The sequence below is a fragment of the Clostridium folliculivorans genome (genome assembly GCF_024341905.1).
Taxonomy (GTDB): domain Bacteria; phylum Bacillota; class Clostridia; order Clostridiales; family Clostridiaceae; genus Clostridium_AR; species Clostridium_AR folliculivorans.
In genome coordinates, this window is record NZ_BQXY01000009.1 from 17431 (window position 1) to 39776 (window position 22346).

The following is a 22346-nucleotide window of genomic DNA, read 5'->3' on the forward strand; positions in this document are numbered from 1 at the left end:
AATAAGATTTGAAGTTAAATTAATGTACTATTTTATAAAAATGTAATAAAATGGCTATTTTTTTCGATTTACAAATTAAACCTAATAAGATAAAATAATATTGTATGTCGTAAACTATTGAAATATCCTAAATACTCTAATAATGGCATATTAGAGCTTGTTTTTTTACCCTTTATAAAATTGAAATTTTAAGTAATATATGGATTTATAAATGATATTGTAAATTTAAATAGTAAAATATTTTATATAACATTAAAAATGTATTTAAGTATTAAGTGGAATATATATAGGTGTACTACTTCGAACCAAAATCTATTTTTAAAACTCTCACGGCTTTTAGTGAGAAAATTTAAAAATAATAAGTTTTATTGTTAAGTGGTAAGTCATAGAAACTTTGTAAGTGAAAAGATTCAGATAATGATAAATTATATTCATTATAAAGAGTAAAAGAAGAAAAGTAGTAGGAGAGTTGCTTATGGACGATTACAGATTGATGTATGAGAGAATACATGAAGAGTTTGAGACCTATCAAAATTTTGCTGAAAAGCAATTACAAGTGCTAAGTGAAAGAAATACCAGATTAGAAAGAGATCTAGACGCACTAGCCAATATAGTTGAAGTAAGCCAATATATTAATTCATACATTTCTCATGAAAACTTAATATCAATGATAAATGATATGATTGTTGGTATACTTGGAGGGACTTACTCTACAATTTATCTTATAGAAGACGGAAAACTAGAAGTTAAAGCAACTAATACAAACTCTCAAGAAATAATATTTCCTACTATTATAAACAGTTATATTGAAAATGCTGAAGAATTCGTAGTAAATTCCAAAGATGTAATATTTGAAGCCCAAGAATTTCGAAGAGATATCCGTTCTGTAATAGGTTTTCCTATAAGAATAAGAAATAGAAATATTGGTTATATAATGGTTGAACATACATTATATAGATTCTTTACAAGGGCACATATAAAGTTTGTGTCGTCTATTGCCAATCAGATTGCTATCGCTATTGAAAATAGCATACTTTATAAAAGAATCCAGGAATCATCTAAGAGGGATCCTCTTCTGAATATATATAATAGGAAATATTTCTTTGAAAGCTTAGATAAGAAGATTAAAGATTTTCCAGAGAAGAGCTTTGGGATAGTTATGATAGATGTAGATAATTTTAAAAAGGTTAATGATAACTTTGGACATCAATTTGGAGATGAAGCTCTTCAACATGTAGTGGAAGTTATAAAAAGCTGCCTAAAGGATGAAGATATAATTGCAAGATATGGTGGAGAAGAAATAATAGTTTGCTTGCGGGGTGATGAAACAGAAAAAGAAATGGAAGAACGAGTAGAGCAAACAAGAAAAAAATTGGAGAATAGTCCTGTTATAAGAGATAATATTATAAAGACAGTAACTATAAGTATTGGGTTAAGCTTTTATCCTGTAGATGGACATAGTGTTGATGCTGTGGTAGAAGTAGCAGATTCACTAATGTATAAAGCTAAGAGTTCAGGCAAGAATAGAGTAATAAGTTCACTGGTTTTTCGATAAAAACAGCTTGTTGTACAGGCTGTTTTTTTGTTTAACATATTAGTTAATAGAATTTTAGAGTGTCCTTATCTATTTAATTCCATTAACATTATTAGTTGATTAAAATTTAGATGTTTCTACAGGAGATACTATATGAGCGAGCAGTTAGAATTAAATGATTTATGAAGATGAGATAGCATTTAAAAATCACTAATACGTTCTTTATTAGTGATTTTTTGCGCATCTGCCTTTTCTGAACGTATGTGAAGAAATTCTGGCAGGCGATATAATTTTTTACTTTTTACTCTTTGAGGTCATACAAGTTTAATTAATTTTTATTTAAACTAAAATGTGAAAAATTTATTATAAGTATAATTGCTAAAGAGTAAAACTGTATTGTCCGAACGTAGTGAGTTATACAGTTTTAGCTATTTCATCGGAATAAATCATATTAATTCTTTGCGAAGCTCATTAAAGTATCGGAGGTAGAGACATCTAAATTTTAACTTAAAAGTTTTTATAATTAATTTAATTTTTAATTGGTATCTTATACAAGACTATTGGAATATAATATAATATATTAGAATAATTTAATTTAACTTCTGAGAGGAAATTTCTAATGGATAAGAAAAAACTTTTAAGCCTACTAGCTAGGGAAGAAGGAAGAAAGTTAGATTTTAAACAACGATTAGAACTCAACTTTGAAACTGGAAAAAAGGAATTAACAAAGGATATATGTGCTATAGCTAATTCTAATGGTGGAAGAGGTTATATAGTAGTTGGAATAGAGGATAAGACAAAGAAGATCATAGGGATAAGTGAAGAAGATAAATTTAACGAAGAGAAGATTCAGCAAATAGTAGCATCTAGATGTGATCCTCCAATACCGGTATCAGTGGATTATCTTAGAATTGAAGATAAAGATGTAGCAGTGATAACCATATATAACTGGGAACAGAGACCATATCAAGTAAGAGAAAGCGGAGCGTTTTTTATAAGAAGGGGTTCCACTACTGATATTATGAGAAAGCAAGAGCTTGTTGCTGCTTTTGAGGAAAGTCTAAACCTTAATATAGAAGCATGTGCTATTGTAAGAAGCGATATTGGTGCTTTAAATATGGAGATAGTTAATAAGTACTTTAAGTCTAAGTCTATTGAAATAAATGATGAAAATAGAGAATTTCTTCTTCAAAGGAGCTCAATAACTTCTAGAGATAGAGAAACAGGAGAAACTATTTGTACTCTTGGAGGGCTCTTAGTATTTTCAGATATAAATAGTATATATATACCTCATAATATGATAAAAATAATAAATAAAATAAATAAGAATAAACCAGAGGTCATAATAGTTCAGGGTAATATAATAAATATGATTGATCTTTGCGAAATTCACTTAAAGGAATTACTGCCAGATAACTATCCTTATATTGCAGTGCTAGAAGCTATTAAGAATGCAGTTTTATATAGGGAGTATTCGGAATTTTCAAGGATAATTGAAGTTTATATGGGATACAACTCCATTGTAGTGATGAGTCCAGGCGAGCTTATGAAAACTAATAAAAAGAATGGTGATACAAGGGATTATAATAGAAGAAATATGTGGTTATATGAAAAAGTGATAACCCTAGATGATAAAGGGAGATTTCTAAAGAATAACACAGGTTTATCTAACATGAAAAAAGCTTTTAAAGGAAAAGGAAAGATAATATTTATTAATTCTAAACAAGAGAATGTTTTTAAAGTTATATTTCCAGGTGTAAATGAAGCTTTATAAAAATTAAAAAATTATAAAGAATGTTAAGAAAATCTGAATATTATATAAATAATGTAAGATTATATAATTAGTTGATTTTTTTCACTATTTCTAGTTAATAATCTATATAAAGATGAAATAACTTCTATAAGATCTTAATGAATGTTCGTTTGTACTTATTCCTTAGTTGAAGATTTTTCACAATTAGTTTTTTCTGTTAAGGAAAGTATAAAATATCTGTGTAAAATCTTGAACTAAATTAAAATAAATTTAAGGAGTGATTCTAATGATTCAGGTATTCTGTAATAAGAGAGGTTCTGGGAAAACAAAAGAGCTAATAAATCTTGCAAACAGAAATGTTTTAACTGAAAAAGGTAACTCTGTTTTTATCGATGATGATAGCAGATGCATGCTACAAGTAGACAAAAAAATAAGGTTTATATCTACTAGCGATTTAGGTCTAATGAGCTATGAAGGTATGTATGGTTTTCTGTGCGGCATAATTTCTGAAGATTACGATATTGAGAACATCTATATAGATGGACTATGTAATATTGTTGATTGTGAAATAGAAAATGCGGCACATTTGTTTTATAAATTAGATGAATTGGCTAATAGATTTGGAATAAACGTATACATCAGTATTAACCATGAATATGAAGCTCCGAAATTTATTCAAAAATACACTAACTGTCAATTGGTTGCTAACTAAAAATATTAAGCTGAACAATATGATATATTAAATAAAGGGGCTACTATATAGTAGCTCCTATTAAATTTAATTGATATGTAGGTATCCTATAATTAGAGTTTTATGTTGATAAATAAAGGGAATATTTATATACTATAATTATTGGCTTTTATGAGCAGATGTGGAGTTTTTAGCTTTTAAAGAGAAGAACAAAATAACAGTTGGATGATAAAGTGATGCATCTAAGAATATTTGGAGGGATTTTAATGGCACAAGTACTTGATGAGTTAATGGAACGTGGATACATAAAACAATTTACTCATGAAAATGAAACTAGAGAATTATTAGAAAAGGAAAAGATAACTTTTTATATAGGGTTTGATCCAACTGCTGATAGTCTTCATGTTGGGCATTTTATTGCTATGATGTTTATGGCACATATGCAAAGAGCTGGACACAGACCAATTGCGCTAATTGGTGGTGGAACAGCTATGGTTGGAGATCCAAGTGGAAAAACTGATATGAGAAAGATGCTTACAAAAGAGCAAATACAGCACAATGTAGATTGCATAAAGAAGCAAATGGAAAAGTTTATTGATTTCTCAGAGGGAAAAGCAATTCTTGCAAACAATGCTGATTGGCTTTTAAATCTAAACTATGTAGATTTCTTAAGAGAAGTAGGAACTCATTTCTCTGTAAATAGAATGCTTACTGCTGAATGCTTTAAACAAAGATTAGAAAAAGGTCTTTCATTCTTGGAATTTAACTATATGTTAATGCAAGGTTATGATTTCTATGAATTAAACCAAAAGTATGATTGTAAGATGCAGCTTGGAGGAGATGATCAGTGGTCAAACATGATTGCTGGTGTTGAGCTTATAAGAAGAAAATCTCAAAAAGATGCTTTTGCAATGACATGTACGCTGCTTACTAACAGTGAAGGTAAGAAGATGGGGAAAACAGAAAATGGAGCTTTATGGTTAGATCCAGAAAAAACATCTCCATATGATTTTTATCAGTATTGGAGAAATGTAGGAGATGCTGATGTTGAAAAATGTCTTGCATTACTTACTTTCTTACCTATGGATGAAGTAAGAAGACTAGGTGCATTAAAGGATGCTGCTATAAATGATGCAAAGAAGGTTCTTGCTTTTGAAGTTACAAAGCTTATACATGGAGAAGAAGAGGCAGCTAAAGCTCAAAGTGCAGCTGAAGCTCTGTTTGGTGCTGGAAATGATATGAGTAATGTACCTACAGTAACAGTAACAAGAGAAAAGCTAGGAGTATCACTTTTAGATGTTCTTGCAGAAACTGTTATAATCCCATCAAAGGCTGAAGGTAAGAGATTAGTTCAACAGGGTGGACTATCAATAAATGGAGAAAAAGTAACTGACTTTAAAAGAGAGCTTACTGAAGAAGACTTCAAAGATGGAGCAGCTCTTATAAAAAGAGGTAAGAAGAATTATAATAAAATTGAATTAGTTTAAGCAACTGTTAATGCACTACTGCATGCTTTTTATTGAAAAATATCCATTCATCTTTTACGAAGGCTATTTGTAATAATTTAAGCATGAAGTAGTGCTTTTTTACTGTAAAGGAAAGCAATTTGTTTTCCGATAATATAGTATATATAGTTTTTTAGAGAGGAGTAGCTTATGCCAGCGATTTGGAATGTAAATAATGCATATAATACTGGAAATAAAAAAGTATCTTCAAAGCTAACCTTTGAAGTAGGTGAAAAGTTTTCTGGAAGAGTAGTGAAATCTTTAGATGATAAAAATGAAGTCATGATTAAGCTTGTAGATGGTTGGCAATTTGCTGCAGAAGTAGATGCTCCTCTTGAACAAATCAAAGATGGATTAGTTAAGTTTCAAGTAGACGGTTTTGTAGACGGAAAGTTAAAACTTAAGATTGCAAATGATATCACTAAAGAAGGAAGCAGCAGTAAAGATCCAATAGATGATTTTATTAAAGCTGAAGGACTTTCTACTGAAGATAAGGATACCATAAAGTTAATGATAAAATTTAACATGAGTTTGACAAAGGATAATGTTGTAAGACTTAAAGGAATTATGAATTTTAAGGACAAGCTTCAAGGTGATCCTAAAGAAGCAGAGGTGTTTATTGATAAATATCTTTCTACGAGAGGCATAGAAAAGGATAGTGAACAAGGACAAAAGATACAAAAGCTTTTAAAAGACTTTTTTAGTAATTTTAAGTCTTTAGATAAAAATTCACTTATGATGATGATGGAGAATGGGATAGATTTAACGTCAGAAAATATAGAGAGTTTTAATAAAATATCGAAAAATTTCTCGGAGATTTTCGAAAACTTGAATGTAATTAAAGGTGAGATGGCAGAAACGGAAATAAAGTCATTTGATAATGGAGTAGATTTAAATAAGTTACTTTCGTCTGAAGAAAATCAGAAGGGGAGTAAAGTTAGTGCAAATGAATCGAATAATGAAAAAACTTCTGTTATTATGGGCAATTCAAGTGAAGCTAATACTGAGGTGACTTTCAATAACTTAAGAGCTAAGCTTATTAATGACTTATATTCCACAGGAAATAGTAAGATTAATATGCTTCAACTGCTTAAATCTATGACCTTAGATGATAACAATATATTGAAAGATAGCTTAAGAGACTTGCTAGCTGATAATAAAAGTCAATTTATAATGTCTGGTGAATATGATGTGTTGGATAACAAATTAGCATCATTTTCAGATAAAGAATTGATTGCCACCATTAGACAGGAAGTATTAAATAGTGGTAATGAAATGTCCCAAGTGAGTAAGGAAAATATAGAGGATAGTGTATTTAAGATATTGGATAGAAGAATCGCTATATCAAATAAGGAATTTAATAAATTTCAAGATATCATAAAGATTGTAAATGCTTCTTATGAAGATAGTGATGTAAATGATACTTCTATAAAGGATATAATAAAAGAAGAAAAGCAAACAAATGGTACTGATAACAGGCAAGTAAGTCTTAATGAGTCAAAAGGTATGAGTAAGTTATCTTTCGATAAAGGTGTAAATTCTGAATCAAACTTACCTAATAATGAAATTATAAAGAATCAATTTGCTAACAGAAGTGAGCAAGTAAAGGATCTTATAAAAAATGTAATCACTCATTTAGATTCAGTGAATAGTACTATAAATAATGATTTAAATAATTCAATCGACGATATTATAAATAAAGTTATTGAAGAGCAAGTCAATAATGATGGAGTAGCTCCTGACAGCAAGACAGGTATTATTAATAAGAATGAAACTGCTCCTAATGGAGAAACTATTGAATATAAAGAAAACTTGCCTAAGGGTAAGTCTGCGGTTCAGCAAACTAATTCTTCAGTTGATAAATTAGCTGAGCAGTTAGGTCCAAAGGAAATTGAAAATCCCAAAATTGATGTAGTAAAGGCTTTATTGGATAAGCATGGAATTGATAAGATCTTAGAAGTTAAGATGGCTAATTTAGATGAGCCAACCAGAATGAAGGTTATTGAAAAATTAAATGATACTATCAAGAATCAATTAAATGGAGTATTTTCTGAAAAACTCGGTGAAAAGGTAATGGAACTTTTAAAAAGTAATATGAATGATTTTAAAGTATTTAATAATTTAAATAATCAATATTATTGCTTAGACCTTCCTATTAACCTAAAAGAAAAGGACTATCCTTGTAAGCTTATAATAAAAGATGATAGAAAAGAAGGCAAAAAAGTTGATTCTACTAATGTTAAGATGGTAGTTACCGTAAAAACTTTTAATTTAGGCACAGTTGATGGATATCTAAATTTAAAGAATAAGGTTCTTAGCATTGATTTAAAATGTGATGGAAGATTTGTTAAGGCTTTAGATCTCGGAAAAAGTAAACTTCAAAATTCCTTAGAGAATATGGGCTTCATTTCAAATATTGTTATATCCAAAAAGCTAGAAGATGTAAATCTAGTAAATTGTAGAGATTTTTTTGATGATAAGAATATATCTGCCATAAATGTAACTGTTTAATATATACGATTTACCTATTAATCTGATATAATTAAGAGTAGAAACTTTATTTATTTCTTTAGGAAGTAACTCGATTAGATTTGTGATAAGAATACGTAATAGACTTAAAGCATAATATAAGTTAAAGAATAAATAAAAAGAATATGTCGCCTGCCAATTTTTCCTTATATATATTGGAGAAGGCAGATGCGCAAAAAAATCACTAAAGAAAGTCGCTTCAGCGTTTTTTTCGGTGATTTTAACTATAAGGTTACATATCAATGAATGGAATAGGCAAAGGGTGTGATGATGTGAACCAAAGGAGAAAAGCTGCTGCACTTAAATACGAACAGAATTTTGAGGCACCTATTGTAACTGCAGCAGGTATTGGAATTATAGCTGATAAGATAATTGAAAAAGCAGAAGAAAATAAAATACCTGTAGTTTATAATAAAGAATTAGCTGAGATGTTGTCAAACGTAGATGTAGGAGATAATATCCCTTATGATCTTTACGAAGCCGTAGCCCATGTGATAGCCTATGTAACTGATATAGATAAACTAATAGACGAAAGGTGAATTTAATATGGCGCTATATGCTATTTCTGATCTTCATCTTGCTTTGAATGTTGATAAGCCTATGGATATATTTGGACAGAACTGGTATAGGCATGATGAAAAGATAAAAGAAAATTGGATAACTAAAATAACAGCAGAAGATACAGTATTAATTGGCGGTGATATATCATGGTCAATGACTGCTGATGAAAGTAAAGATGACCTTGATTGGATTAACAATCTTCCAGGGAGAAAAATAATAATAAAGGGAAATCATGACTATTGGTGGAGTAGCATATCTAAGTTAAATTCTATGTATGAAGGCATGCATTTTATACAAAATAATTTTTTTACATATGAAGATTATGCCATATGTGGTACACGAGGATGGATTTGTCCAGGTAGTGATAAGTTTACTAGTCGTGATGAAAAGATTTATTCTAGAGAACAAATAAGATTAAAGCTGTCCTTAGATGCTGCCAAAAGAGCTGGATATGAGAAGTTCATTTGTATGATACATTATCCACCTACTAATGAAAAATTTGATGGATCAGCATTCACAGAAATATTTAAAGAATATAATGTGGAAAAGGTCATATATGGTCATCTACATGGACCAGCACTATCGAGAGTGATAAATGGTATGCATGAAGATGTTCAATATATAATGACTGCATGTGACTATATTAACTTTGACCCAGTAAAGATTTTAGATTAAATACTTATTTGTTAAATCAATGTATTGAAATATAGTATAAATAATAAAAACCCACTTCGGTAGTAAAACTGGAGTGGGTTTTTAACTGTATAGGAGATTATGAAATTTTCAAGGTAGCTAAACCTAGATATTTCAATGCTTTTATAAGTTTTTTGTGGCAATACAGTAAAGAATAAAACTTATTTGCCTACCAAATTTTCCTTATATGCATTTGGAAAGGCAGATGCGCAAAAAATTCACTGAAGAAAGTTGCTTCAGCGATTTTTTTATGTATTTTCCTCACATATGTGTGGAAAGGTAGTGGAGCAAGAAATGATATAGATAATTATTTACTGTTAAATAATTATTGACTAATATATCACTATATCGTAATATATGAATATACTAATATTAAGTAAGTTGAAAATAGTTAGATAACGAGGTGAACTAAATGGAAATGAATTATAAAGAATTAGAAGAAATAGCGGAACTGCTTAAAATAATAGCTCATCCTGTAAGACTTTGTATAATAAAAGGTTTGATTGAGAGTGGAGGATGCAATGTTTCTCACATGCAGGAATGTTTGGAATTGCCTCAATCAACTGTGTCTCAGCATCTTCAAAAGTTAAGGTCCTTTGGGATTATAGAAGGCGATAAGAATGGACTTGAAATAACTTATAGGGTTAGCAATGACAAAGTAAGCAAGCTAGTAAAGGCTATAACTGAGATAGATAGATTATCAAAATAGTAAAAAGTTTTTAATCTAGAGATTTAGAATTATTTTTAACACAAAAATTATTGGAGGTATAGTTATATGAGTAAAAAAATTATAATAGTTGGTGGAGTGGCAGGTGGAGCATCTGCAGCTGCAAGGATTAGGCGATTAGATGAAAATGCTGAAGTTATTATGTTCGAAAAAGGTGAACATATATCTTTTGCAAATTGTGGGCTACCATACTATATAGGAGAAAGTATTAAAGAGAGAGAAAAGTTATTAGTTCAAACTCCAGAGGCTATGAAGAGAAGATTTAATATAGATGTAAAAATAAATAGTGAAGTAGTATCTGTTGACACAGAAAGAAAAAATGTTAAGGTAGTCTCTAAGGAAAATGGAGAGTATGAGGAATCATATGACTTTCTTGTGCTTTCACCAGGTGCAAAACCTATAAGACCAAATATCAAGGGTATAGATAATGAGAATATTTATTCCCTAAGAAATATAGCAGACACAGATAGAATAAAGTCCGTAATTGATGAAAAGAAGTCACGTAAGGCTGTTGTTATAGGCGGTGGATTTATTGGTATTGAAATGGCTGAAAATCTCGTTGAAAGAAACTTACAAGTTACTTTGGTAGAAGCAGCTCCCCATATCTTAGCTCCATTTGACTCAGAGATGGTAGCTATTGCAGAAAAGGAACTTGCTTTTAGTGGTGTTTCATTGATTCTTAATAATGGTGTTAAAAGCTTTATTAAGAGTGAATCAGGGGTAGTAGTTGAATTAAATGATGGAACAAAAATAGAAACAGATATGGTAATACTAGCTATAGGTGTAACTCCAGATACAGGTTTCTTAAAGGAGTCAGGGATAAAACTAGGTGAGAGGGGCCACATTTTAGTAGATGCTCACATGAAAACTTCTGCAGATGGAGTTTTAGCTGTTGGAGATGCTATTGCTGTTAAAGATTTCGTAAATGGAAATGAAGCTTTTGTTCCACTTGCTGGGCCAGCTAACAGACAAGGAAGGATAGCAGCAGATAATATCTGTGGAATTAGCTCAGAATATAAAGGAACCATGGGAACTTCTATATTAAAGATATTTTCACTTGCAGCAGCTTCCACAGGAAATAATGAGAGAACCTTAAACAGATTAGGTATAGAGTACAAAAAAGCATATGCTCATCCTATGTCACATGCAAGCTATTATCCAGGAGCTACTGAACTTTCAATAAAGCTATTATATGATCTAGATGGTAAGGTATTGGGAGCACAAGCATTAGGTTATGATGGGGTTGATAAGTTTATTGATGTAATAGCTACAGCAATAAGATTTGGAGCTAAAGTTGATGATTTGACTGAACTAGAACTTGCATATGCACCACCATTCCTTTCAGCTAAATCACCTGCCAATATGATTGGATTTATCGCTCAAAATGATTTAAGAGGCTTGGCTGATTTGTATTCCTTAGATGAATTGAAGGATTTAGATAAAGATAATACTATATTATTGGATGTTAGAGATGAATTAGAAGTAGAGAATGGGTCTATAGAAGGAGCTTTAAACATACCAGTTAATTCGTTGAGAGAAAGAATGAACGAGCTTGATAAAGCGAAGGAAATATTAGTATATTGTGCTGTTGGATTAAGAGGGTATGTTGCTTCTAGAATGCTATCTCAAAATGGTTTTAAAGTTAAAAATCTTACTGGTGGATATAAGAGCTTTATACAAGGAAATTATAAGGTTAATGAACCTTCCATATCAAATGATTTGAATGATAACGATAATGTGAAGGATTATGATTCTGAAACTGTAGAGAAAGGTTATGACAGTATGGATAATAGTAAGCTTATTGAATTGGATGCTTGTGGTCTTAGTTGCCCTGGTCCATTGATGAAAGTGAAAACTGCTATGGATGATTTAGAAAATGGAGATGTTCTTTGTGTTAAAGCTTCTGATCCAGGTTTCTATGAAGATATAAAAGCTTGGGCTAAGAGAACTAATAATGAACTAATGGATATAAAAAAATCTGGAGGAATAATTAATGCCTATATAAAAAAAGGTAATGCATTAAGCCATGAGACTGCAGTTACCAGTGATGGAGGCCAAGTAAAAACAGTAAATGATGGAAAGACTATTGTAGTATTCTCAGGTGATTTAGATAAAGCAATAGCATCTTTTATAATTGCAAATGGAGCGGCTTCTATGGGGAGAAAGGTTACTATGTTCTTTACCTTCTGGGGACTTAATATACTTAGAAAAAATGATAAAATAAACACTAAAAAGAACATTGTTGAAAAAGCATTTGGAATGATGATGCCTAGAGGTAGCAAAAAGCTTACGCTTTCTAGGATGAATATGGGTGGTCTTGGGGCTAAAATGATTAGAGCGGTTATGAAAAATAAAAATATACAATCCTTAGAAGATTTAATACAGGCTGCTATTGATAATGGAGTTAATATAGTAGCATGCACTATGTCTATGGATGTAATGGGAATAAAGAAAGAAGAGCTTATAGATAATATTAATCTTGGCGGCGTAGGTTATTACTTAGGTGAGGCTGAGGATTCAAATGTGAATCTTTTTGTGTAAATAATATATATGATTAAAGATAAAAACCACTTCAGTTTCAATACTGAAGTGGTTTTTAATTTACTTATTTATTAAGATCTTTCTCTATTTCCTTAACTGAATCAGTAAATTCTGAAAGAGAACCAACTTGTTCATTTAGAGTTACTGCTATCTCATCTACCAAAGCTGAGTTTTCTTTTGATAGAGTAGTTACATTTCCTATAAAGTTGATTAAGTTATCCTTTTGTTCAGCAGTTGCAACAAGGTTAACTAAACAATCATTTATTTCTGAAGTGGCACCATCTATAGAATTCTTAATATTAGTGAAAGTGTCTTTTGTTTCAACTATAGTGTCATGTTGAGCTACTATTGCTGTATTTCCACCATTCATAGCAGAAGAAGCATTTAGTATTTCTACTTTAATTTCATCTAATATTTTTGTTATACTTTGAACAGCTTGTTTAGAGTTTTCTGCAAGCTTTCTAACTTCTCCAGCTACTACTGAGAACCCTTTACCAGCTTCTCCAGCTCTAGCTGCTTCGATAGCTGCATTTAAAGCAAGTAGGTTTGTTTGACTTGCTATTTGGCTTATTGAATCAGTTATCATATTAACTGATTCTAGCTTTGATACAAGCTCGTTTACAGTTGAATATGAAACTTGGAAGGCTTGTTGAAGTTCTTTAAGTGATGAATCTAATGAGTTTATTGTAACGATACCTTTATCAGCTAACTCATCAGTATCAAGAACAGAGATATGTACGTTGTTAATGTTCATTGCTAAAGATTCCATTGACTCATTAAAACCTCTAAGCATTCCATCAGCTGTATGAAGTTCTTCATTGATTGATTCAGTTGATGTTGTAAGATTTGATATAGAGTCAGTAACATCTCCAATGTTACTCTTAACATTATCAGCTTCATTAGAAAGTATAACCAACCTATCCATAAATTTATGGTAGTCAGTGTTTACTACTTCTTTTACGGCTACTTCTTCTAGTTGAGTAGCAGCTACTTCTCTTATAGACTCTTTCTTTTTTGAAAATAATCCCATCATTATCCTCCCCTGATTTGCATATATAATATTAAACATATAAGTTTTTTTTAATAAATTTGTTAATAATAATTGTTAAATAAGAAAAAATGTTTATTTATTTCAACTTATATAATCTAATTATAGCACAAAGTGCAAAAAATTCTCGGCTTTTCTATAAAAAATAACAAAAAAGCCACTAATATTACAGTTGTTGATCTTTAATTAATTCTCTCATATCTCTAGTCATATCCTTAATCTTTTGCGGTGCCTGAATGCTGCTAATTACTTTGCTAAACCATTGAAGTGCTGCTTCAGTTTTTCCTATTCTTCTGGACAATTCCCCAAGAAGATACATCAAACTGAATCTATCCATACCGTAGAGAGGGAAATCTTCATTTTGGTAAGCATTGTCAAAGCCTTCTAAAGCCTTTTCTAAGAATGAAATTTCATTAGTGCTATCTTCAAGAAGTCTATACATCCACGCAATTTTGAGACATATCATTGCTTTTGTACTGCTTTTTCCTTCCATAACAACACTGTTTATTAGAGCCAATTTATATCTTTCAATAGCGATCTTCTCATCATAAATTGCAGGATAAGCTTTACGATTCCATTTACTAGATACACCTTTTACAATAGGTTCAATTTGATAAGATTTTAATTTGTTAAAATCAGCCTTCATTGCACTATACCCACAAGTTGGGCACACATAAACATCATAAAAATATGGGCTTATAACTGAATATCTCATGAAGAAATCTGAATCCTTGCTTTGTAATCTAGGTCCGTTTGTTTTAGGTGAACGAGCTTTAAATTTACTTTCGCATACAGGGCATTGGCATTCCTTATCATATAAAAATTTTGATAAATCCACTTCTTTTTTTGCTGCCTGTACAGCTGCTGCCTTTGCTTTTTCCTCTTTGTTATATAAATCTACATTTTGTAGGTTGTCAAACCCTAAATTTTCTAATCCTGAAAAAACTTTATCCATAATCACACCTCTTAATAAATACACCTTTAAATATTAGTTGACATATTATGTAAAATAATTTAAAATTGGCATTTGTGGGTTATAAATTATTAACTAAATTCTTAGGTGATAAAATATAATTTTTAATCATAAGTTTAATTTGATTTTACTCTTAAATATAATTTTACTCTATATTTTAATACATTGCTACTTGGAATTATAATTAATTATCGTAATGGTTATAAAAATTTTTACACATAAATTATATTTTGATATAATTATATAAGTTGCAATGAAGTTTATTCATTTTTGTATTTAGGGCTTGGATTTAAAGTGATTATGAAAAGGTGAGATTATGGCAATAAAGAACTGGAAGGAATTCCTTACTCCTTATGAGCAGGCTGTTGAGGAATTGAAAGTTAAGCTAAAAAGTATAAGAAAAGAGTATAGAAGGAAGAATGAATATTCACCTATTGAATTTATTACTGGAAGAGTGAAGGAAGTTTCTAGTATTTTAGAGAAAGCAAATAAATTCAACATTCCATTGCAGAGACTTCAATATGAGATGGAAGACATAGCTGGTGTTCGTATAATGTGTCAGTTTGTTGATGATATACAAAGAGTTGTTGAAATTATAAGAGAAAGAAAAGATATGCAGATATTATATGAGAAGGACTATGTTGCCAATGTAAAGGGTAGTGGTTATAGAAGTTATCATATGATAATCAAGTATCCAGTGAATATGGCTGAAGGACAAAAGGAAATATTAGCAGAGTTTCAAATAAGAACTTTAGCTATGAACTTTTGGGCTACCATAGAACATTCTTTGAATTATAAGTACAAACAACAAATTCCTGGTGAGATAAAGCAAAAGCTTAAAAAAGCAGCTGATGCAGCCTTTAGACTAGATGAAGAGATGTTAGAGATAAAAGACGAAATAAAAGACGCACAAAAGTTATTTGAGGTTAAGTCAGATCTTATCTCTACTATAATGAATAATATATTAAGCCTCATGTCTATTGGAAAGCTTGCAGAGGCCTCAAGGTATCAAGTTTCTCTTAATAAGCTAATTGAAGAAGGAGAAGTATGGGAACTTAACAATCTGCTTCATTTGGTTCAAAGAGATATAGAAAAATACAGGGACATATAAAAAATACAATCTACTTAAATTTTTAGGATTACAGTTGTTCATCCTTAATGAGCTTATGCAAAGAATTAATATGATATACGAAAAAATCACTGAAGGTCGCTTCAGTGATTTTTTTTATTTCAGAGTTTTTTGTGTTATTTTATGAACTTTATAAAAATACAGGTGTGTTAAAGACTGACTTTAGAGCTTTGCAATATATTAGCTTTCTATTGGAACCCTAACAGTATGACTAATATTTTGTGTGATGATTCTTCGTACATCACCTAAATAATCTTTACGAATTTCATCAGTAACATAAGGAACTGCGCCAAAGAAGGTTTGATCTACCGCTTTTATACCACTGAAGTTAAATATGCCTTGACCTATAGTTTGTTCCATTGATTTGTGCATTCCACTTGCTGCATACATTTCATTTGGTGTACCCGTAGTACAGAATATAACTACCTTCTTGCCCTTTAATAATCCATTAGGAGCACCGTTTACGTATTCATAAGCAAAACCATATGAAAATACTCTGTCTATATATCCTTTTAAAATTGCTGGCATGGATGCCCACCATACAGGGAAAACGAAAGTTATTACATCAGCCCATTTGATCTGCTCTTGCTCTTCTTTTATATCGGCTGGGGTGCCGCCGCTTTGAAAAGCCACGAAATCATCAGGCTTAAGTAATGGGCAAAATTGCATTTGATATAAATCTCTAACTTTTACATTTGCGCCTGCTTCTTCAGAAGCCTTAACTACAGTATCTACTATCCCCTTACAAAAGCTTTGTTGATTTGGATGTGCAAAAACAACTAAATTATTCATTATTGTCCTCCTCATAATATGTTATTGATGAACCATTGTCGTTTAAGTTAAATATGTTATATGTTATTGATGTATCACTTCAAAATAAAATTTATATTTTCAAATTTTCCTATCAGAACACTGAGGAGTTTTGAAAATAGATTTCGGTTCAAAGTGCTTATGTAGGTTCAATATAACATGCTACTTAGTATTATTAAATTCAACATAGTTCATAATAAATTTAATATAAAAACCTAACTTTTTATCAAAGATTCATCTTAAGTATTTTTTCAATGTAAAACTATGTTTATACTAAATCAAAAAGAAAAATTTCAAATACTTTTATAAAGATATACCAAAGTTCTAAAACTTAACTTGATTTAATATAGATAATTAATTAAAATACTTATATCAATTGATTTTCAAATGAAAATAAATGAGAATCATTTTAAAATAACTATGCAAATCAATATAATTCATATTTCGGAGGATGTTTATAATGAGTGAAAAAAATAATGTTGCTAAGCTATCCATAGTATCAAATTCTGCAATTATAATATTAAAAATAGTATTTGGTGTTTTGACAGGATCTGTAAGTATAATGTCTGAGGCTATACACTCATCGGTGGATTTAGTGGCAGCTATTATAGCATTTATTTCTGTAAAGATTTCAGGAAAGCCAGCAGATGAAGAACATCCATATGGACATGGAAAGATGGAAAATGTCTCTGGAGTAATCGAGGCTTTGTTAATATTTGTTGCTGCGTTTTGGATTATATTGGAGGCGGCTAAAAATATATTATCTGGAGTAGTAGTTGAATCTGTTGGAGCTGGTTTTGTAGTTATGTTCATATCAGCAGCTATAAATTTTTATGTGTCTGGTAAGTTATATAAAGCTTCGCAGGAATATGATTCAATAGCCTTGAAGGCAGATGCATTGCATCTAAAAACAGATGTGTATACATCTCTAGGTGTAGGTGGAGGACTTTTAATAATTTGGATAACTGGACTAAATTTTCTTGATCCAATAGTAGCAATATTAGTGGCATTATTTATATGTAAGGAAGCGTTTGAGTTATTACGAGATGCTTTTAATCCGATTTTAGATTCTAGCTTATCAGAAGAGGATTTACTTGTGATAAAAAGTATCATGGAAAATTACAAAGATTCTTATACTGAATGGCATGAACTAAGAACAAGAAAAGCTGGAAGTCAAAGATATGTTGATATACACCTAGTATTAGATGAGAATCTAACATTAAAGGAAGCAAATAAAATCTCGAAAAATATTGAGAATGATATAGAAAGTAAACTGAAAAATTGTAATATTTTAATCAAGCTCGAAACTTTGATTTAAGCTTAATAAGGAGGAACAATTGTTAGCTAACGTTGTTATTATTATATCAATCATAACAAGTTTTGTTTTTATCCTTAAGACACATAAGATTAAAGATATACGAAAAAGAGATAAAGTTTACAATATCTTATCCTGCATAGCTATAATATATATTTTAGTAATTGGATCAGTTAAATACTATGATAGCATATCTACATATAATTATATAATAATGCGAATACCAGCAGGATGCTTATTGTTTATATATCTTTTAAGAAAGATAAGCTATAGAGTTTTTGATAGGTAAATAGAATCTTAATAACCATACTCGTATTTTTATAAGTATGGTTATTTTTTTCTGTATGTATATAAGGTATAATAAGTTTTATTCATAAAAATATCGTAGTAAATACACTTTAATCGATTAATTTATGAATCGAATTAAATAGAACTAAAGTATTAATATTAACGTGATTAATGAATTTTTTTGCCTCACTTTTTGTCTTACTGACTTGTTAAGTATAAATTAAACTAATCTTTCAGTTCAATAAAACTAATATCTCTTCAGATTTTTCTAAAAATGTGTAGCAAATTAGAAAAATAGTTGAATTCGTATGTTTTGGCAATATATAAACTAATATTTTCAACCACTCTATACTTATAGACTATTTTTTCTATATACAATTATTTATTAATTAAATGTTGGTAAATATTTATATATGTAGACGGACAAGCATATAATTAACTTTATATTTTAAAGCCGCTTCTCTAAAATTAGCACAATATTAGAAACAGTTTTCGGACAGATCTATACCTCTTTACAATTATTTTTGAGTAACATTTGCAGCTTTATTATTATATTAGTTTCTCAAAATTATATTGGATACTCTATGTCCTTGTAAATTTCTTTAAAATTATATTAATCGCTTTACAATCTTATTAATGGTTTAAAAGTTTAATTAAATATTTATGGTCTTATTAATACTCATTAATAGAAAGAGATTATTTCTAAATATGTCAAGTTATGACCAACAAACATGTGAATTTTCAATATACATCTAAGAGGGGAGTCATAGTTATATTCTATTAAAGTATAATTTCTTTAAAAAAGCGAACTTGTAATTCTTATTTCATCAGTTTTTATAAATCTATTTCCTTTAAATAATCTATCATATATTAGGTCCATATAATCGATCACCTTATCCAAGTTCATGATTATAAAGAAACTAAGATATCTTTGAAGGTACTTTGAGGCCACTCCATGGAAAATTGATAGCCACTTTTTCAAATTTGGCCAAAGATATTTTATTCTATACTCAGCATCTACCTTAATGGATTTATTGCTATTATGTCTTATTGCTATTGATTTAATATATCTGTCTCCGTATGGAGCAATGTATGATTTATTTTCTATTTTAGAGTAAACTTTCTCATTGAAAACTTCTCTATTCCACCAATGTTTAAATATTGGTTTTATAAACATAGAATCTTCTTGCCCTTTTGCACCAATAACCCAAATATCTTCCCTTGGAGTTGAGGCTGCAATTATTTCTGGATTTCTGCACCCTTTAAAGTTCTCTTTTAAAATAACTTTTCCTACATGTACAACTCCTGATAAACTATCTGGGGTTGAGTCTATGCTTAATGCTTGAAGTATTTTATGTCTCCAATAAAAAGCTGTCCCAATACTTATATTTAGCTTCTCTGCGCAAAATTTTAAGGTTTTATTTTCGGTCATTAATTCAGTAAATTCCATCCAGGTTCTAGTATTCTTCTTTGAATAACTCCACAATGAATTAGTTGCGCGTGAAAAAGTTTTATCACACACTTTGCATTTATATCTTTGAATTCCGTTATAAAAACCATATTTAATATGCCAAGTTGATCCACAAATTGGGCAAGCTTCTACAACTCTATCTTTATAAAAATCTCTTTTTATAACATCATTAGTATGCAAATCAAACTTTTTTAATTCAACATCATGCTGTAGCAAAAGGAACACCTCACTATGAAAATTTAATAATTAAGCTATCCTCTTAATGCTTGCCACATATTCATGTTTTTAATCATTACCAACATTTATTTAATAAATAACTGCATACTATAAAAATTCACTGAAGATCTCTTCTCATATGTTCCATTTATAGTATACAGTTAAAATAATATAACTTTTTATATAAAGGGGGATACCAACCTTCTTCGGTGAGTTTTTATCTTATATATATTTTTTAATACAATTTTTAAAATTCCTTAGGGATAACACCAACATATGTTTTAAAATTTCAATGTGTAAATTTATATAAATAATTGATAATTACTATTATCTAATATATAGTAATATTGTAAGGTAAAATATTGGTAGAATTAATCATATAAATACAAATATAAATTTAATGCATTTTATCTTTTTATGAATATAAAATTTTGACCTAGGACCAAATTTTATAATTATAAAAAGATAAATATATAAAAATTTAAGAAGTTAAAAAGTTAAAAATTTATGCGTAAAATCAGGCTTAAGGACCTTAAGAGAGTCTAAGAGAGAAAGGACTTAAATATGGCAGATAATGAACTTAGAAGTATATTAGATAATCCTATTTCTATAAGAAATATAGAAAATCCAAGTATAGAATTAAAGCTGGCTGCAGTGAAGAAGAATGGATTTGCTATTCAGTATATAAAGAATCCAGAATATGAGGTTCAATATGAAGCAGTTAAAAATAATCCGCTAGCGATTGAATATATTGAAGATGCTGAAGAAGATGTAGCGGTTGTAGCAGTTAAAAGCCTTTGGAACTCACTAAAGGTTATAAAGAATAAAAATGAAAAGGTAGTGACTGAAGCTGTAAAAGCTAAGGGGTGGGCAATTCAATTTGTTGAGAACCCAAGTATAAAGCTTCAACTAATGGCTGTGTCTAAAGATTATGATGCGATAAAATATATAAAAGCTCCTTCAGAAGAGGTACAGCTTAAGGCTATTGAAAATTATTGGGGAGCTATAAGATTTATAGATAAACCAACCTTGAGCGCAAAAAGAGCTGCAATTAAGGCTAGTGAAGAAGCAATCAATTATATCTCGAATTTTGACTATGAAGATATAAAGCTTTTTATAAGAGACAATATAAATGTAGTTAAATATATACATGACAGCATAGATGTGGACATAGTAGTAGAAGTGCTGATGGAGGAGTTTGCCAGAGAAGATATCAGTGATAACTATGTGAAAAATTATCTAGAGCTAGAGATACTGGATATGAATAAAGTGAAGTTTATCAGTGAATATGGAAGTAAAAGTGCTAAAAAGATATTAGTTGATTATAAGCTATCGATGTAGAGAAGGTGACGGTATGAATTTTGGTGAAGCATTAAAAACAGTTGAATTAGTTTTAGAAGCAGGGGATGTGCCTCTTATTATAGGTGAAAGTGGAATTGGAAAGACTTCTTTAATTAAGGAGTTATGTGAAAAAAATAGGTATTACCTTGTAAATATAGATGCCAATCTTCTTAAAGAAGGAGAGATTGGTGGATTACCAATGGTTGAGGATAGAGAGTATATCATTGGTGGCAAAAAAGTAAAGAGAAAAACTACTATTTATGCTACACATTCTAAGCTTGTAGAGGTTGATGAGGCTTTAGAAGATGGAAGCACCAGTTTGGTTTTGCTTTTTATAGATGAGCTTAATAGATGTGAGCATGCAGTACAGCAGGAGCTTATGAATCTTATACTTAATAGAGAAATTAATGGTTATAAACTATCATATAGAGTTCATGTGGTAGCTGCTATGAATCCTTCAAACAAGTATGATGGGTTTGAGGAAAGCGACTATCAAGTTGTGGACATGGATCCTGCTCAGGAGGACAGATTTGTTTGGGTCAACATGGATTCAGATGTTAAGTCGTGGATAAAGTGGGCTATGAGTAAAGGTGATATTCATGGGGATGTTATTCAATTTATATCTACCTTTCCAGAATACCTTCACACACCAGATTCTAAGGACAGCATTAAAGCGACTCCGAGAAGTTGGGAAAGAATATCTAAGGCTTATAGAGTTTACTTAAAGAATAAAGATAGTATATCCTTTGATATATTTTACAATGTGGTTAAGGGAAATGTAGGAACCAGTATTTCAGGAGACTTTATAAACTTCGTGAAAAATTTAAAGACACCACTTATAACTGCTGCAGATATATTTGAAGATGATATTTTATCCTTCGAATTGAAGGAAAGAACTAAAAATGAAAGCCATTCTAGACTTTATATAATTGCCAAGAACTGCTTAGAATTCTTGGAGAGTTTAGAAGGGGAAAGAAGTAATAAAATAGCTGTTTTCTCAGAACTATTAAAGGTTTATCCTAAGGACTTGAGGCTTGGGATAATGAAGGAAATAAAAAGTGACTATTCTTCTAGTGGGTTATATCAAGAAATTCTAGATACTGAAGATTTCTTAGATGCATTCTTTGATATATTTGAATAGTGTACGTAGTAGGTTTATAATTAAGTATTTTGTTGGAGTAAAGGTGTTACTTCATTAAAAAGGCTTTAAAATATAGATTT

At 30.0% G+C, this 22346-nt stretch carries 18 protein-coding genes; 14 read left to right on the forward strand and 4 right to left on the reverse strand.

The features are described 5' to 3' along the window. Positions 1–475 precede the first annotated feature (475 nt). From OCU55_RS19410 to OCU55_RS19450, 9 genes are all read left to right on the forward strand, one after another. On the forward strand, positions 476–1555 hold the full coding sequence (locus OCU55_RS19410; RefSeq protein WP_261853947.1) for a sensor domain-containing diguanylate cyclase: 1080 nt from the start codon (positions 476–478) through the stop codon (positions 1553–1555). Between the two features lie 598 nt (positions 1556–2153). Continuing rightward, entirely contained in the window at positions 2154–3308 is a 1155-nt protein-coding gene (locus OCU55_RS19415) for an AlbA family DNA-binding domain-containing protein (RefSeq protein ID WP_261853948.1), read from the forward strand. A 265-nt stretch (positions 3309–3573) separates the two neighbouring features. Then, positions 3574–3999 carry a hypothetical protein gene (locus OCU55_RS19420; RefSeq protein ID WP_261853949.1) on the forward strand — a complete coding sequence of 142 codons (426 nt, stop codon included), beginning with the start codon at positions 3574–3576 and terminating at the stop codon, positions 3997–3999. 245 nt (positions 4000–4244) lie between these two features. After that, complete coding sequence (gene tyrS / locus OCU55_RS19425) at positions 4245–5465, forward strand: tyrosine--tRNA ligase (protein WP_261853950.1); 1221 nt, start codon at positions 4245–4247, stop codon at positions 5463–5465. 168 nt (positions 5466–5633) lie between these two features. After that, a complete protein-coding gene (locus OCU55_RS19430) occupies positions 5634–7994 on the forward strand; it encodes a hypothetical protein (RefSeq protein ID WP_261853951.1) in 2361 nt (786 codons plus the stop codon). Between the two features lie 290 nt (positions 7995–8284). Then, the gene (locus OCU55_RS19435; protein WP_261854040.1) at positions 8285–8551 is read left to right on the forward strand and encodes an EscU/YscU/HrcU family type III secretion system export apparatus switch protein; all 267 of its coding nucleotides are present in this window, start codon (positions 8285–8287) and stop codon (positions 8549–8551) included. Positions 8552–8558: 7 nt separating this feature from the next. Further along, on the forward strand, positions 8559–9248 hold the full coding sequence (locus OCU55_RS19440; protein ID WP_261853952.1) for a metallophosphoesterase: 690 nt from the start codon (positions 8559–8561) through the stop codon (positions 9246–9248). A gap of 430 nt (positions 9249–9678) precedes the next feature. Further along, positions 9679–9975 carry an ArsR/SmtB family transcription factor gene (locus tag OCU55_RS19445; protein ID WP_261853953.1) on the forward strand — a complete coding sequence of 99 codons (297 nt, stop codon included), beginning with the start codon at positions 9679–9681 and terminating at the stop codon, positions 9973–9975. Positions 9976–10041: 66 nt separating this feature from the next. Then, positions 10042–12534: a DsrE/DsrF/DrsH-like family protein gene (locus OCU55_RS19450; protein ID WP_261853954.1), complete on the forward strand. Its 2493-nt coding sequence runs from the start codon at positions 10042–10044 to the stop codon at positions 12532–12534. 64 nt (positions 12535–12598) lie between these two features. Here the strand turns inward: OCU55_RS19450 and OCU55_RS19455 are convergent, their stop codons facing one another. Next, complete coding sequence (locus OCU55_RS19455; protein WP_261853955.1) at positions 12599–13564, reverse strand: methyl-accepting chemotaxis protein; 966 nt, start codon at positions 13562–13564, stop codon at positions 12599–12601. Between the two features lie 184 nt (positions 13565–13748). Further along, the gene (locus OCU55_RS19460; protein ID WP_261853956.1) at positions 13749–14537 is read right to left on the reverse strand and encodes a DUF2225 domain-containing protein; all 789 of its coding nucleotides are present in this window, start codon (positions 14535–14537) and stop codon (positions 13749–13751) included. Between the two features lie 334 nt (positions 14538–14871). Between OCU55_RS19460 and yjbM the strand changes: the two genes are divergently transcribed. Next, positions 14872–15666, forward strand: a complete 795-nt coding sequence (yjbM, locus tag OCU55_RS19465; RefSeq protein ID WP_261853957.1) for a GTP diphosphokinase — start codon at positions 14872–14874, stop codon at positions 15664–15666. A gap of 198 nt (positions 15667–15864) precedes the next feature. Here the strand turns inward: yjbM and OCU55_RS19470 are convergent, their stop codons facing one another. Beyond that, on the reverse strand, positions 15865–16476 hold the full coding sequence (locus OCU55_RS19470; RefSeq protein WP_261853958.1) for an NAD(P)H-dependent oxidoreductase: 612 nt from the start codon (positions 16474–16476) through the stop codon (positions 15865–15867). 478 nt (positions 16477–16954) lie between these two features. Between OCU55_RS19470 and OCU55_RS19475 the strand changes: the two genes are divergently transcribed. Beyond that, positions 16955–17812: a cation diffusion facilitator family transporter gene (locus OCU55_RS19475; protein ID WP_261853959.1), complete on the forward strand. Its 858-nt coding sequence runs from the start codon at positions 16955–16957 to the stop codon at positions 17810–17812. A 19-nt stretch (positions 17813–17831) separates the two neighbouring features. Beyond that, positions 17832–18098 (forward strand): hypothetical protein, encoded by a 267-nt coding sequence (locus OCU55_RS19480; RefSeq protein ID WP_261853960.1) that lies wholly within the window; start codon positions 17832–17834, stop codon positions 18096–18098. A 795-nt stretch (positions 18099–18893) separates the two neighbouring features. Here the strand turns inward: OCU55_RS19480 and OCU55_RS19485 are convergent. Then, positions 18894–19784 carry an IS1/IS1595 family N-terminal zinc-binding domain-containing protein gene (locus OCU55_RS19485; protein ID WP_261853961.1) on the reverse strand — a complete coding sequence of 297 codons (891 nt, stop codon included), beginning with the start codon at positions 19782–19784 and terminating at the stop codon, positions 18894–18896. Positions 19785–20348: 564 nt separating this feature from the next. Here OCU55_RS19485 and OCU55_RS19490 point away from each other — a divergent pair. Together OCU55_RS19490 and OCU55_RS19495 are read left to right on the forward strand one after the other, a co-directional pair. Beyond that, entirely contained in the window at positions 20349–21125 is a 777-nt protein-coding gene (locus OCU55_RS19490) for a hypothetical protein (protein WP_261853962.1), read from the forward strand. Between the two features lie 13 nt (positions 21126–21138). Then, positions 21139–22266: an AAA family ATPase gene (locus OCU55_RS19495; RefSeq protein WP_261853963.1), complete on the forward strand. Its 1128-nt coding sequence runs from the start codon at positions 21139–21141 to the stop codon at positions 22264–22266. Positions 22267–22346: the final 80 nt, after the last annotated feature.

What these genes read in the sequence shown, in the direction of transcription:
- OCU55_RS19410 (WP_261853947.1), top strand. Translation starts at nt 476, where the DNA reads ATGGACGATTACAGATTGATGTATGAGAGAATACATGAAGAGTTTGAG.
- OCU55_RS19415 (WP_261853948.1), top strand. Translation starts at nt 2,154, where the DNA reads ATGGATAAGAAAAAACTTTTAAGCCTACTAGCTAGGGAAGAAGGAAGA.
- OCU55_RS19420 (WP_261853949.1), top strand. Translation starts at nt 3,574, where the DNA reads ATGATTCAGGTATTCTGTAATAAGAGAGGTTCTGGGAAAACAAAAGAG.
- tyrS (WP_261853950.1), top strand. Translation starts at nt 4,245, where the DNA reads ATGGCACAAGTACTTGATGAGTTAATGGAACGTGGATACATAAAACAA.
- OCU55_RS19430 (WP_261853951.1), top strand. Translation starts at nt 5,634, where the DNA reads ATGCCAGCGATTTGGAATGTAAATAATGCATATAATACTGGAAATAAA.
- OCU55_RS19440 (WP_261853952.1), top strand. Translation starts at nt 8,559, where the DNA reads ATGGCGCTATATGCTATTTCTGATCTTCATCTTGCTTTGAATGTTGAT.
- OCU55_RS19445 (WP_261853953.1), top strand. Translation starts at nt 9,679, where the DNA reads ATGGAAATGAATTATAAAGAATTAGAAGAAATAGCGGAACTGCTTAAA.
- OCU55_RS19450 (WP_261853954.1), top strand. Translation starts at nt 10,042, where the DNA reads ATGAGTAAAAAAATTATAATAGTTGGTGGAGTGGCAGGTGGAGCATCT.
- OCU55_RS19455 (WP_261853955.1), bottom strand. Translation starts at nt 13,564, where the DNA reads ATGGGATTATTTTCAAAAAAGAAAGAGTCTATAAGAGAAGTAGCTGCT.
- OCU55_RS19460 (WP_261853956.1), bottom strand. Translation starts at nt 14,537, where the DNA reads ATGGATAAAGTTTTTTCAGGATTAGAAAATTTAGGGTTTGACAACCTA.
- yjbM (WP_261853957.1), top strand. Translation starts at nt 14,872, where the DNA reads ATGGCAATAAAGAACTGGAAGGAATTCCTTACTCCTTATGAGCAGGCT.
- OCU55_RS19470 (WP_261853958.1), bottom strand. Translation starts at nt 16,476, where the DNA reads ATGAATAATTTAGTTGTTTTTGCACATCCAAATCAACAAAGCTTTTGT.
- OCU55_RS19475 (WP_261853959.1), top strand. Translation starts at nt 16,955, where the DNA reads ATGAGTGAAAAAAATAATGTTGCTAAGCTATCCATAGTATCAAATTCT.
- OCU55_RS19490 (WP_261853962.1), top strand. Translation starts at nt 20,349, where the DNA reads ATGGCAGATAATGAACTTAGAAGTATATTAGATAATCCTATTTCTATA.
- OCU55_RS19495 (WP_261853963.1), top strand. Translation starts at nt 21,139, where the DNA reads ATGAATTTTGGTGAAGCATTAAAAACAGTTGAATTAGTTTTAGAAGCA.